The organism is Chitinophaga sp. 180180018-3 (genome assembly GCF_037893185.1).
GTDB lineage: Bacteria > Bacteroidota > Bacteroidia > Chitinophagales > Chitinophagaceae > Chitinophaga.
The window spans coordinates 7,958,258-7,971,558 of the sequence record NZ_CP140772.1 but is presented as its reverse complement, the minus strand read 5'-3'; the positions used below and the strand labels follow the sequence as shown (position 1 = coordinate 7,971,558).

Here is a 13,301-nt window from a genome sequence, read left to right as displayed (position 1 = left end):
CTATGGAAACAATACTCGGACTGGATCTTCCCACCTGGTGGTTCCTGGTAATTGGCGGATTAATTACCGGTTATGGCGTACTCGATGGTTTCGACCTCGGGGCAGGCTCATTACACCTCTTCTTCAATAAGGAAGAAAGCAGACGCCTCGCGCTGAATGCGATCGGCCCGGTATGGGACGGGAATGAAGTATGGCTGGTCATCGCAGGTGGCGCGCTGTTCGCCGGTTTTCCGCTGGTGTACGGCATTATCCTGTCTACCTTCTATATTCCATTTATGTTATTCCTGGTATTCCTGATATTCCGTGCTATTTCCATTGAATTCAGGAGCAAGGAAACCTGGCGCTGGTGGAGGAAAATGTGGGATATCAGCTATACAGTTTCGAGCACCTGTATTACTTTGTCGCTGGGTCTGGTGCTCGGGAATCTCATACATGGCCTGCCCATCAATAAGGAGCATGATTTCACTGGAAACCTGCTTACGTTCTTTAACCCTTATGCAATCCTGATCGCATTTACCACCCTGTCGTTGTTTATGCTGCACGGCGCTATTTATCTGGTGATGAAAACCGAACACCGCCTGTATGCAAAGCTTACCATCATTGTCAATAACTGCAGCAAATTTTTCATTTTATGCTTCATACTAACGTCAATGGCTACACTCATTTATGTACCACATATGACCCATCAGTTCAAATCACATCCTGAATTGTTTGCCCTCCCAATGATTGCCGTATTGATCTTATTAAATATTAAGAGAAATGTAGATGCCCGTAAATATTACACCGCCTTCTTATACTCCTGCATCATTACGGCATGCCTGCTGATATTATTTGCGGTGGGCCTGTTCCCGAATATCATTATCTCTACTACCGACCCTGCATACAGTATCAGCATTTATGCAGCAGCCTCTACCACAAAATCACTGAAGATCATGCTGCTGATCGCAGCCATCGGTACCCCCATGGTAATTGGATATACTACTTTCCTTTTCTGGACATTCAGGGGTAAAGTAAAGTTAAACGAGATGAGCTACTAGTTCTGTTGTTAATTAATTAGGAAGATGTTATATATATAGTTAATTAAAGACCAAATACTTGGATTATACTGCCTCGAGTTGGAACCTCTATAAAAAACCGGTCCCCGCAAGAAATTGCAGGGACTTACCATTTAACCTATATTCTGTACTGTAGCATTGTCTTGATGATCTCCCGAAAGTCGTCGGTGTCTTTTGCCGTTTTCCTATCTGTTATCAGGAGATTGATGTATTTAAGACGTCCCGCTTTAATAAAAGTTTAAACAGTTTAAAAAAATTTTTGAAAATAATTTTCTGACCCGAAATTCGTTCTCAGAATCTACCACTTTCCATGAATCGAATCGACCGTCTGACCGCCATTCTGATACAGCTTCAGGGCAAAAAAATAGTAAAGGCTTCCGAAATAGCCGACAGGTTTAATATCAGTCTGAGAACTGTTTACCGGGATGTGAAGGCACTTCAGGAGGCAGGTGTTCCTGTTGGGGCGGAAGCCGGAACCGGCTATTACATTGTGGATGGCTATCATCTGCCTCCGGTAATGTTTTCGAAAGAAGAGGCAGCAGCCCTCCTGACGGGCGAAAAGCTCATGGAAAAGTTCAGCGACCACAGCAACAGAAAGCAGTTCAGCCTGGCTATGGAAAAAATACGTTCCGTGCTCCGCGGCTCTGAGAAAGACTACCTCGAATCCCTCGATGAAAACATTGCAGTGGTGCGCTACCAAACGCTTGAGGCGCCGGGAGTGGAAGAGTTTCCCAATCGTTTTCTCAGTGATATTCAGCATGCACTTGGAATGAACCAGGTGATCAACATGGAATACTTCTCCTTTCAGGATGAAGTCGCTACCCGCAGGGAAGTAGAGCCCATTGGTATTTTTCATATGAGCGCCCACTGGCACTTGATCGCCTTTTGCCGGCTCCGCCAGGGCTACCGCGATTTCCGCGTAGACCGGATCCGTAAGCTGAATGTACTGGCTGCTACCTATAAAAAAGATAAACATCTCTCCCTGCAAGACTATCTTGAGCAACAGCGCAATAAGAACAGGGAGAATACCCATTTGATCAAAATAGCTATTGATAACGAGCTCATACGATATGTACGCGACCAGAAATACTATTTCGGCCTGATGGAAGAAAAGGTAAATGGTAATCAAACAGAGCTCACGTTCCTCCAATCACATCTGGGTTATTTTGCCAGGTGGCTGATCATGTTCGGCAACCGGGTGAGTGTGATCCAGCCGGAAGAGCTGAAAACTACCATGAAAGACCTGGTAACCGAACTTCACGAACATTATTTTTAATTCTTCCAAAACTGCTGACATAAGGTTGTCACCTGCCGGTAGTTGCTTTGTATTGTCATCAAAAACAGTACAACATGAAAACGCTGGTGAATTGCTACGTATTCCTCTTTAACGGCTATTCCGATTGGGAACCGGCTCTTGCACTTTATGGCCTGGGTTCCTTTACCGAAACCAATATTGTTACTTTCTCGCTCGACGGGCATCCGGTTATTTCCGGAGGCAAAGTACAGGTACAGCCGCAAAGCAGTCTGGCTGATGCACTGACGGCCGATATCGACCTGCTGATCCTGCCCGGGGGCGCTCCGATGGAACAGGGGGCCAATACGGAGATTATTCCCCTGATACAACGCGTGCTGGCGGAGCAAAAAACGGTAGCAGCCATTTGTGGTGCTACTGCATTATTAGCGCAGCATGGCTTTCTCGACCTGATTGAACATACCAGCAACCACCCCGAGGTGCTTAAAATGCTGGCTCCTGCCTACAGAGGGGCTGCACGATATCAAAACGCGCCGGCGGTAGCTGATAATCATGTAATTACTGCCAGTGGCCCTGCCATGGTAGCTTTCGCCAAAGCTATCTATCAGCAATTCGGTCTGCTGGATAACGAAAAACTTAAATTCTGGTTCAGCTTCTTCGATCAAACGGAAAAACTCCCGGAAATGCAGGAAGCACAGTCGTTCCATTTCTTCTACCGCCGGCATAAGACTAACCTGGCGGGCATGCTGGAACTGGTACGTACGGAAATCCGTGAAGCGTATCAGCAGGCAGCTGCTGCCGGCCTGGAAATATGCGGTGCGCCGGAGTGGCATTACTATCAGTTCGATGGCCAGCCTGATACTGTATTTACGCTCGATATTGGCTTGCCGGTAGCAGCCACTAAACCCGTTCCCGCTCCCTGGCAATGCGAAACACTTCCGCCATTCCAATCTGTAAGCATGCAACATAACGGTCCCTGGGAGCAACTCGGCGAAACCTATGGTAAACTCATTGCCGGTATGCAGCTGCTGGGAATGCAAATGAGCGGCTATACCCGGGAGCAGTATCTGCGCTTCAATTTCGATCAGCCAGCGCAGAACCTGACTAATGTATTGATCGGCTTTCTATAAACCTCTCTGATGGGGATCGCTACTCAACGGTCCCCATTGGAATTACAATACAATACGATGAAAACTAATATCCTTCCTGGGTGGATACTATTTGGCGCCTTCTTATTCGATATAAACCTAAAACCGGAAAAAATGGAAAAATTGGATCTTACAAAAAAATTCAAACAGTATTATTCTGCTGCCGCCTCTCCCGAACTGGTAACAATCGGGAAGGGTCTGTTTCTCACAATCAATGGGAAAGGAGATCCCAACAGCAGCACATTTGAGGAAGTGACGGGTGCATTATACGCGGTCGCCTATGCGATTAAATTTGGCAGCAAGTCGAAAGACCAGGATTTTACCGTTAGTAAGCTGGAAGGCTTCTGGTGGGTAAATGATACCACTACCGATCCACTGAAGGTACCGCGCAGTGAGTGGTATTACGAACTGGCTATCAGAATGCCAGATCATATTACCCAACAGAATTTTTCTGAAGCGCTGCTGAAAGCAGAGAAAAAGAAACAATCTGCGTATATCCGTCAGGTTGATCTGAAACATATGGAAGAAGGGCTGAGTGTACAGATGCTGCATGTAGGCCCATATAGCGAGGAGCCGGTTTCATTGAAAATGATGGACGATTATATGACGCAGTACGACCTGGCGATGAATGGCCGTCATCACGAAGTATATTTATCTGATTTCAGAAAAACGGTACCGACAAAACTTAAAACGATCCTGCGGCACCCGGTGCGAAGAAAATAAGAGAAAGATTAGTCCTTTTCGCCAAGACCCAGCTGGATAATTGCCTGCTGTGCTGCAATCTGGCTGGCATCTTTTTTATTGAAGGCTTTGCCGCTGCAGATCAGTTCTCCATCTACCACGGCGCCTACTGTAAAAATGCGCCGGCCATTGTCCATCTGCTCTTCAAGCAATTCAAACTCGAGGGTCTTACCATTTTTGTTGGCCCAGCCATACAGTTTGTTCTTGTGGTTCATTTCCACTGTTTCCAGCATTTCCATATCAATATACGGAAGGATGATGCGCTTATGTACAAACTGCTGAGTTTTATTATAGCCACGGTCGAGGTAAACAGCTCCTACCAATGCTTCCAGGGTATTACCAAAGATCTGGCTTATTTTCAGGAAGCTGTTGTATTTATCGTAGATGGTCAGTTTACGTAATCCCATCTTGATGGCAATGTCGTTCAGTTGTTGCCGGTTAACGATCTTAGACCGCATCTCTGTCAGATATCCTTCTGTTTTGTAGGGATATTTTTTAAACAGATAGTCACCCACGATGGCGCCAAGAATAGCGTCACCCAGGTATTCCAGCCTTTCGTTGCTTTCGAGGAATTTTTCCTTACTGGAACGATGGCTCAGGGCCACTTCATAAAGTGCAAAATTACCCGGGGGGAATCCCAGCAGGTTGTGCAGCTCTTTATACAAGTGCCTTTTTTTGGAAAAAAGTCGATATAAAAAACCTGGCAGTAAACTCACACAATCAGGATCAAGGAACAAATTTTTTGAAAATCACGGAGGCATTATGTCCGCCAAATCCGAAGGTATTAGACAGGGCTGCTTTTACTTCTCTCTTTTGTGCGACATTGAAAGTAAAATTCAGTTTCGGGTCTAGCTGCGGGTCGTCTGTGAAGTGGTTGATCGTAGGAGGAACTATGCCATTAATGATAGACATAATCACGGCTATGGATTCAACGGCGCCGGCAGCCCCGAGTAAGTGTCCGGTCATGGATTTTGTAGAGCTGATGTTCATTTTATAGGCATGCTCTTCAAAAACGCGCTGAATGGCTTTTACTTCGGCAATATCTCCCAATGGAGTGGAAGTACCGTGAACGTTGATATAATCAATTTCGCCAGCCTGCATTCCGGCATCCGCCAAAGCATTCCGCATTACATTCATGGCACCCAGTCCTTCAGGATGGGGTGCAGTGATATGATGCGCATCTGCTGTAGCACCACCGCCTGCCAGCTCAGCATATATTTTGGCTCCCCTTGCCTGTGCGTGTTCTAACGACTCAAGCACCAGGGCACCAGCTCCTTCTCCCATCACAAAACCATCACGGTCCAGATCAAAGGGTCGGGAAGCAGTTTTAGGATCATCATTTCTTTCTGACAAAGCCTTCATGGAATTGAATCCACCAACGCAAGGCTCGTTGATCACATTTTCAGATCCACCGGTAATCACCATGTCGGTCTTACCATAACGGATACTGTACATTGCCTCAATAATCGCATTGGTAGCAGATGCACAGGCTGATACAACAGAAAAGTTAGGCCCCCTGAAACCGTGACGGATAGAAATATATCCGGCAGCAATATCAAGAATAAGCCTTGTGATCAGGAAAGGACTAAAACGGGGTGTACCGTCCCCTGTGTGGAATTCTTTCAGCTCTTGACTGAAATTGACCATGCCCCCAACACCAGTACCCCATATCACCCCCACACGATCTACATTGATCTTGTCTTTGTTGATATTGGCGTCCAGTATCGCCTGATCTGCGGCAATTACAGCCGTTTGTGTAAAGGGGTCCATTTTACGGGCCTCCTTCTTGTCCAGGTAGTTAGCAGGATCGAAATTCTTCAGTTCGCAAGCAAAACGGGTTTTGAACTTGGAAGCATCAAATTGCTTGATATAATCTGCGCCGGATACACCGTTCGTCAATCCGTGCCAAAAATCGGCTACGGAATTGCCGAGCGGTGTAAGAGCGCCTAAACCTGTAACGACAACTCGTCTTGGTTGCATTAAAACAATTCTGATTAGTAGGATTATTTTACATGTTCTTCCAGGTAAGCAACTGCCTGGCCAACAGTAGTAATAGTTTCAGCTTGTTCGTCAGGAATGGAGATGTTGAATTCTTTTTCGAATTCCATAATCAGTTCTACCGTATCCAAAGAGTCAGCACCTAAGTCATTGGTGAAGCTGGCTTCAGGAGTTACCTCGGCTTCGTCAACGCCCAATTTGTCAATGATGATCTTTTTAACTCTTGATGCAATGTCTGACATAATTTTAAGTGTTTTTGGTTTAAAACTTGAGTGCAAAAATATAATTTTTATTGAATTGCCAACAGATGGCCCGAATTTTAAGGGGATTCCAATATGGGCATTCTCTCCAAATCCAGTACAGTAAACATATTCATAGCTTTGTTAATAAAAGAATTTATACAATTTTGATACTGGTGGGTTTATAGATTTGCTTATTTTAACACAAAAGTCGCCTTTTTCATGACAATTACACCACTCCCTTATTTTCAATTTATATAAATCATAAAAATTCTCCATTCAACAGGCTTTTTCACCACTTATCTAAAGCTTTAACGCTATTTAACAGTTCCGGGGTGCTTTCACCCCCCTCAATGCTTAAATTTGTCCGGTTCATGAAGTACTGTCTTGCCAGACCGATTTCTAAACTCAATACCTATAATAATCGCAGGAAAAATACACTCGAAAGTATGGCCATCACCAAAGGGATTGTTCGCAACACTGTCTTATTAGCAACCGCTGGTATCATTGCATTCTTTATTTATAAAAAGGTAACCGGAAGTAAAGCCAACGATAAACAGGCACCCGCTACCAAAGGAAACAATGCCCGGCTGATGCTGACCGATGCCTGGATCGTAAGATCTGCCAGGCTCGATCAGACTATTGAAGCAAGCGGCACCTTGCAAAGCAATGAGGAAGTGGAAGTGAAGCCCGAAATCAATGGCCGTATCACTCATCTCTATTTTAAAGAAGGTACCAACGTTAAGAAAGGCGATCTGCTCGTTAAGCTTTACGATGAAGACCTTAAAGCGCAGCTGCAGAAACTGAAATTACAGCAGCAACTGGCGCGGACCACCCTCGAGCGCCAGGAGAACCTGTTGAAAATAAACGGTATCAGCCAGCAGGATGTAGATGTGACCCGCAACCAGGTAAGCGCCTATGGAGCCGATATGGAATATACCCAAACGCAATTGCAGAAAACAGAGCTCCGCGCCCCGTTCAACGGTAAACTTGGATTACGTAATGTCAGTGAGGGAGCAATTGTGTCGTCCGCCAGCGTTCTCACTACCCTCCAACAGGTAGACCCGCTGAAAATGGATTTCTCTGTGGCCGAAAAATACCGCAATGCCATCAAAAACGGCGACCAGGTGAACTTTTATGTGGCTGGCGACAACCACGAATATAAAGGTAGCATCTATGCCATCGATCCTAAAATCGACCTCACCACCCGTACTGTCAAACTCAGAGCTATTGTACCTAACAATAATGGACAGCTTTTCCCGGGCTCTTTCGCCAAAGTAAAAATTGTACTGAAAAATCTCCCGGATGCCATGATGATTCCTTCTCAGGCTGTTATCCCAGGCACCCGCGACAAACAGGTGATCATTGCTGATAAAGGGAAAGCAAAATTTGTAGTGGTAGAAACAGGCATACGCACCGAAAGCAGTGTTCAGATCACCTCCGGCCTGCAACCCGGCGATACCGTGATCACCACCGGTATCCTGCAACTCAAGCCAGGAATGCCACTCAAATACAATGAAATTAAGAATTGAGAATGAGGCCTCGGATACGAGTTATTCCTGATTCCTGATTCTTTCAAATATTTAGTCTATCATGAGTTTACCTTCTTTATCGCTCAAACGCCCGGTTTTTGCTATCGTGATGAATATCATTATCGTGATATTCGGTCTGGTGGGCTTCACGTTCCTGGGCGTAAGGGATTTCCCGGCAATTGATCCGCCCATCGTTAACGTGCGTACCTCTTATGCCGGCGCCAACTCCGATATCATCGAAACACAGATCACCGAACCGCTGGAGAAACAGATCAACGGGATCGCCGGGATCAAAAATATATCTTCCAGCAGCAGCCAGGGAAGCAGCAATATTACCGTAGAATTTGAGCTGGGGCAAGACCTCGAAGGCGCTACCAACGACGTGCGCGACAAAGTGTCCCAGGCGCTGCGCAGCTTACCTCCCGATATCGATGCTCCGCCGGTGGTGTCTAAGCAGGATGCAAACTCCGATGCCATCATCTCCATGACGGTACAAAGCAACACCCGCAATCAGCTGGAAGTAACAGAATATGGCACCAACGTATTGCTGGAAAAACTACAAACCATTCCTGGTGTCAGTGCTATCCAGATCTGGGGCGAAAAACGCTATGCCATGCGCATCTGGATGGATCCTGCCAGGCTGTCGTCTTACAGCCTTACCCCCGGTGATGTTCAGAGTGCCCTGCAACGCGAGAACGTAGAACTTCCTTCCGGTAAAATTGCCGGTAATGCTACCGACTTTACCGTGAGAACTTTCGGCCGTCTGGTATCAGAAGATGATTTCAATGCGCTGATCATAAAGAACATCAATGGCAATGAAATACGTATCCGGGACATCGGTCAGGCCGTACTGGGGCCGGAAAACGAAGAAACCATGCTGAAGGAATCCGGCAGCCCTATGATTGCTTTGGCGTTAATCCCGCAGCCTGGCTCCAACTATGTGGCCATTGCCGATGAATTTTACAAAAGATATGAACAGCTGAAAAAAGATATCCCGGACGACTATACGGTGAATATCGCTATGGATAACACCCGCTTCATCAAAAAATCGATCGATGAGGTGGAAGAAACACTGATAGTAGCCCTTGTACTGGTGATCATTATCGTGTACCTGTTTTTCCGCGACTGGCTCATGGCACTTCGCCCGCTGATAGATATTCCGGTATCACTGATCGGTGCCTTCTTCATTATGTACGCCTGCGGATTTACCATCAATATCCTCACACTGCTGGCCATTGTACTGGCTACTGGTCTTGTGGTGGATGATGGTATTGTGGTTACTGAAAATATTTATAAGAAGATAGAAGCCGGGATGCCCCGTATGCGCGCCGCCAGGGAAGGTTCGGAGGAAATCTTCTTTGCCGTAATAGCTACTTCTATTACCCTCGCATTTGTTTTCCTGCCCATCATATTCCTCCAGGGATTCGTAGGCCGCCTCTTCCGTGAATTTGGTATCGTGGTGGCCGGAGCTGTGCTGATCTCGGCCTTTGTGTCCCTCACACTTACTCCGGTATTGAACGTAAAACTCGGCCGTAAAACACATACGCACTCCTGGTTCTATACTAAAACGGAACCGTTTTTCCGATGGATGGAAGATGGCTATCAACGCTCGCTGGAAACGTTTATGCGTTTCCGTTGGGTGGCAGGGTTGATCGTTGCCGGGTGTCTGGTCATGATCTACTTCCTGTTCAAAACACTGCCGGCTGAACTGGCGCCGCTGGAAGATCGTAGCACTTTCCGCCTGTCAATTACCACTCCGGAAGGCACGGCATATGACTATATGGATAAATACGTGGACAAACTCACGAAGTTCATGGTCGATTCCATTCCGGAAAAGAAAATCATACTGAGTGTTACTTCACCCGGATTCAGCGGGTCTGGCGCAGTTAACACCGCCTTTGCCAATGTGATGCTCACCGAGCCCCACGACCGTACCCGCTCACAGAAAGACATTGTAAACATGGTGAACCGGAACATGAGCCGGTTCCCGGAAGGAAAAGTATTTGCCATCGAGCAACAAACTATTCAGGTAGGACGTCGTAGCGGGCTGCCTGTATCATTTGTATTGGAACATATCAACTTCGATACCCTCTCAGCTGTACTTCCCAAATTCATGGATGAAGTAAGCAACAGCCCTGTTTTCCAGGGTACGGATGTAGACCTGAAATTCAATAAGCCTGAACTGCGCATTCACATCAATCGTGATAAAGCTACGCAGCTGGGCGTTTCTGTACAGGACATCTCACAAACACTTCAGCTGGCATTAAGTAACCTGCGGTATGGCTATTTCATCCGCAATGGTAAACAATACCAGGTAATGGGGCAGGTATTCCGCGCCAACCGCGACGATCCTATGGATCTTGAAAATCTTTATGTCCGCAACAACAATGGCCAGGCTATTCAGCTCGATAACGTAGTGTCTATCGAAGAAGAAACCAGTCCGCCTATTATCTATCACTTTAACCGGTACAAATCAGCCACCGTATCTGCTGGCCTCGCGCCAGGCAAAACCATCGGTGACGGCATCAGCGAAATGTACCGGATCTATAATAAACTGCAAAAGGAAAACATCCTGAACGATTCTTTCAATACGGCATTATCCGGTTCTTCCCGCGACTATGCGGAGAGTGGCTCCAACACGATGTTTGCGTTGGGTCTTGCCCTGGTGCTGATCTACCTTGTACTGGCAGCACAGTTCGAAAGCTGGATAGATCCGCTGATCATCATGCTTACCGTGCCCCTGGCCTTCGCCGGCGCCTTATTGTCGTTGTGGATATTCAATCAAACCTGGAATATCTTTTCACAGATCGGGGTAATTATGCTGATAGGACTGGTTACCAAAAACGGGATCCTCATCGTGGAATTTGCTAACCATCAGCGCGATTCCGGCCTGAAAAAAGCAGATGCCGTAATACACGCTTCCGCGATGCGCCTCCGGCCTATCCTGATGACAAGCCTCGCCATGGCCCTGGGAGCTTTGCCGATTGCCATGTCGCTCGGAGCAGCCGCTACCAGCCGTATCCCATTAGGTATTGTAATCGTAGGTGGAATCATATTCTCGCTGGTATTAACCTTATACGTAATCCCTGCGATGTATACTTTCTTCTCCCGCAGGGGTATGAATAAACATGAAGAAGAGGAAGATGAAACAGATGGCGAAGAAACGCAGATAGCTACTGCCCATGCCTAACAGCATAAATAATCAAGATGAAGTCATTTATAATAAAATATAGTATCTGCCTGTTACTGCTGACCACAGCTATAATGAAAGCCAGCGCACAACAGAAAGCACTTACCCTGGAACAGGCGATAGACCTGGCCCTGAAAAACAATTTCGATATCAGGCTGGCAAGAAACACCGCAGAACTCTCAGCTAACGATTACGCCTATGCGAATTTTGCATTTGTACCCCGACTGAATGCAACAGCCGGTACCACCTGGAATACTACTGCTACCAAACAGGAATTCGTAAACGGCAGCAAGCGCGATACCAGTGGGATCAAAGGCAACAATATCAGTGGCAACGTTACCCTGAGCTGGACCCTGTTCGATGGTCTGAAAATGTTCGCCACCCGCCAGAAACTGGCATCCATCCGGGATCTGGGGGAACTGACTATAAAAAATCAGGTACAGAATTCAGTAGCTACTGTCATCGGGGGATATTATAACATTGTACAGCAAAAACAACAGCTGAAAGCGCTTGCCGAACAAATGTCCATCTCCGAGGAAAGAGTAAAACTCTCCGATGCGAAATTCAGTACCGGTCTTGCGCCTAAAACGGATCTCCTCCAGTCAAAGGTGGACTATAACGCTCAGAAAGCGCTGTATATACGTCAGCAAACATTAATCGAGCAAAGCAAGGCCCTGCTGAATCAGCTGATGGCGGTGCCGGCAGGCGCCACCGGCTATGACGTATCTGATTCTATTCCGCTGGAAACAGGATTATCATTTGCCGCATTGCAACAACAGATCGCCAATAACAACACTGCAATCAAAGTGCAGCAACAGAATGTAGATATCGCTGCACTCACGGTTAAAGAACGTAAGGCCGATTATTTCCCGGTAATCAGTTTCAACTCGGGCTATAACTATAACCGCAATACGTCCAACGCAGCCTCCAATGCATTTAGTCCACGATTCAACCGCAACGGGGTGTTCAGCTATGGATTAACTGCCGCTATTCCCATCTTCAATGGGTTTAATGTAAAAAGACAGGTACAAAATGCCAGGATAGATTTCGATTTCCAGAACATTACACTGGATAATGTAAAATCCCAGGTAGATCTTTCTCTTCATAACGCCTTTGAAGATTATGAATACTATAAAAAACAGGCTTCACTGGAGGAAGAAACCAATGGTCTCGCCAGAGAAAACGCAATGGTAGCCCTGGAGCGTTTCAAACAAGGCGTATCTACCATATTGGAAGTAAAGATAGCCCAACAAAGCCTGGAAGATTCTTATTATAGATTGATACAGGCCAGGTATAATACCAAATTAGCTGAAACGGAATTAGGTCGATTGAATGGCGCATTAGTACGATAAGCAGTATGTCCTCAATTGTACGCCGCCGAACGGGCCGGTGTATCGCTATCGAACACATGAAAATATAAAATATACAAAAAAGACTAATTCTCAAACCCCGTAACTCAGGCATAATTTTATGACGGACGTTATTACTCATCAATATCGACCATCATGTTTCGTCACATTTTCATTACACTTACCTCCCTGGTTTTTATTAACGTCAATGGGATGGCACAACAGCTGCGGGCAGTCAACCGTATTGCAACCGGTGATGCAGTCATCCACCTCAACGAAGCCCCGGGGGCCGGAGTTGCCTGGATAAAAGGATCCGATTTCGGAAACGGCACCATTGAATTCGATGTCAAAGGTAAAAATATGTTACAGCGGAGTTTCGTTGGCATTGCCTTTCACGGGGTAAATGACTCTACTTATGACGCAGTATATTTCCGTCCATTTAATTTCCAGGTACCTGAAAAGGGGAGAAGGGCACACTCGGTGCAGTATATTTCCCTCCCCAACCATGAATGGTTTCAGCTGAGAGATGAATTTCCCGGGAAATATGAAAACGAAATTGATCCTACCACTGATCCTAATGCCTGGTTTCATGTAAAAATTGTTATTACCTTTCCGGAAGTAAATGCCTTTATAAATGGGAAAAGATGCCTGACAGTGACTCAGCTTAGCAAACAAAAAAGTGGTATGGTCGGGTATTGGGTAGGAAATGGTTCTGCGGGAGACTGGAAAAATTTAGTATTTAAATAAACTTTGTTGATTGATACGTTAGAAGTGGGCTTTAAGAACACGGGTTCTTA

General features: G+C 46.1%; 11 protein-coding genes. 8 read left to right on the top strand and 3 right to left on the bottom strand.

Annotated features, from left to right (window positions below; translation table 11 throughout):
* Positions 1 to 2: 2 nt before the first annotated feature.
* The 4 genes from cydB (at position 3) to UNH61_RS31580 (ending at position 4,178) form a co-directional block, all read left to right on the top strand.
* A complete protein-coding gene (gene cydB / locus UNH61_RS31595; RefSeq protein ID WP_326996023.1) occupies positions 3 to 1,037 on the top strand; it encodes a cytochrome d ubiquinol oxidase subunit II in 1,035 nt (344 codons plus the stop codon).
* A 328-nt stretch (positions 1,038 to 1,365) separates the two neighbouring features.
* Positions 1,366 to 2,331, top strand: coding sequence for a YafY family protein (locus UNH61_RS31590; protein ID WP_326996022.1), 966 nt, complete (start codon positions 1,366 to 1,368; stop codon positions 2,329 to 2,331).
* Between the two features lie 74 nt (positions 2,332 to 2,405).
* A complete protein-coding gene (locus UNH61_RS31585) occupies positions 2,406 to 3,437 on the top strand; it encodes a DJ-1/PfpI family protein (RefSeq protein ID WP_326996021.1) in 1,032 nt (343 codons plus the stop codon).
* Positions 3,438 to 3,569: 132 nt separating this feature from the next.
* A complete protein-coding gene (locus UNH61_RS31580) occupies positions 3,570 to 4,178 on the top strand; it encodes a GyrI-like domain-containing protein (protein WP_326996020.1) in 609 nt (202 codons plus the stop codon).
* Positions 4,179 to 4,186: 8 nt separating this feature from the next.
* On the opposite strand, the gene rnc is transcribed toward UNH61_RS31580, so the two are convergent.
* From rnc to UNH61_RS31565, 3 genes are all read right to left on the bottom strand, one after another.
* Positions 4,187 to 4,861 (bottom strand): ribonuclease III, encoded by a 675-nt coding sequence (gene rnc, locus UNH61_RS31575; RefSeq protein ID WP_326996019.1) that lies wholly within the window; start codon positions 4,859 to 4,861, stop codon positions 4,187 to 4,189.
* A gap of 61 nt (positions 4,862 to 4,922) precedes the next feature.
* Entirely contained in the window at positions 4,923 to 6,176 is a 1,254-nt protein-coding gene (fabF, locus tag UNH61_RS31570; RefSeq protein WP_326996018.1) for a beta-ketoacyl-ACP synthase II, read from the bottom strand.
* A 23-nt stretch (positions 6,177 to 6,199) separates the two neighbouring features.
* Complete coding sequence (locus UNH61_RS31565) at positions 6,200 to 6,436, bottom strand: acyl carrier protein (protein ID WP_012788038.1); 237 nt, start codon at positions 6,434 to 6,436, stop codon at positions 6,200 to 6,202.
* 371 nt (positions 6,437 to 6,807) lie between these two features.
* Here UNH61_RS31565 and UNH61_RS31560 point away from each other — a divergent pair, with 371 nt between their 5' ends.
* From UNH61_RS31560 to UNH61_RS31545, 4 genes are all read left to right on the top strand, one after another.
* Complete coding sequence (locus tag UNH61_RS31560; protein ID WP_326996017.1) at positions 6,808 to 7,965, top strand: efflux RND transporter periplasmic adaptor subunit; 1,158 nt, start codon at positions 6,808 to 6,810, stop codon at positions 7,963 to 7,965.
* Between the two features lie 61 nt (positions 7,966 to 8,026).
* Positions 8,027 to 11,155, top strand: a complete 3,129-nt coding sequence (locus UNH61_RS31555) for an efflux RND transporter permease subunit (RefSeq protein ID WP_326996016.1) — start codon at positions 8,027 to 8,029, stop codon at positions 11,153 to 11,155.
* Positions 11,156 to 11,172: 17 nt separating this feature from the next.
* A complete protein-coding gene (locus tag UNH61_RS31550; RefSeq protein ID WP_326996015.1) occupies positions 11,173 to 12,507 on the top strand; it encodes a TolC family protein in 1,335 nt (444 codons plus the stop codon).
* Positions 12,508 to 12,660: 153 nt separating this feature from the next.
* Entirely contained in the window at positions 12,661 to 13,251 is a 591-nt protein-coding gene (locus UNH61_RS31545) for a family 16 glycoside hydrolase (RefSeq protein WP_326996014.1), read from the top strand.
* The last annotated feature ends 50 nt before the right edge of the window (positions 13,252 to 13,301 follow it).

Excerpts from the sequence above, each read along its gene's own strand:
- UNH61_RS31545 (WP_326996014.1), top strand. The coding sequence starts at position 12,661 with ATGTTTCGTCACATTTTCATTACACTTACCTCCCTGGTTTTTATTAAC.
- fabF (WP_326996018.1), bottom strand. The coding sequence starts at position 6,176 with ATGCAACCAAGACGAGTTGTCGTTACAGGTTTAGGCGCTCTTACACCG.
- UNH61_RS31585 (WP_326996021.1), top strand. The coding sequence starts at position 2,406 with ATGAAAACGCTGGTGAATTGCTACGTATTCCTCTTTAACGGCTATTCC.
- UNH61_RS31590 (WP_326996022.1), top strand. The coding sequence starts at position 1,366 with ATGAATCGAATCGACCGTCTGACCGCCATTCTGATACAGCTTCAGGGC.
- UNH61_RS31550 (WP_326996015.1), top strand. The coding sequence starts at position 11,173 with ATGAAGTCATTTATAATAAAATATAGTATCTGCCTGTTACTGCTGACC.
- UNH61_RS31555 (WP_326996016.1), top strand. The coding sequence starts at position 8,027 with ATGAGTTTACCTTCTTTATCGCTCAAACGCCCGGTTTTTGCTATCGTG.
- UNH61_RS31580 (WP_326996020.1), top strand. The coding sequence starts at position 3,570 with ATGGAAAAATTGGATCTTACAAAAAAATTCAAACAGTATTATTCTGCT.
- UNH61_RS31565 (WP_012788038.1), bottom strand. The coding sequence starts at position 6,436 with ATGTCAGACATTGCATCAAGAGTTAAAAAGATCATCATTGACAAATTG.
- cydB (WP_326996023.1), top strand. The coding sequence starts at position 3 with ATGGAAACAATACTCGGACTGGATCTTCCCACCTGGTGGTTCCTGGTA.
- UNH61_RS31560 (WP_326996017.1), top strand. The coding sequence starts at position 6,808 with ATGAAGTACTGTCTTGCCAGACCGATTTCTAAACTCAATACCTATAAT.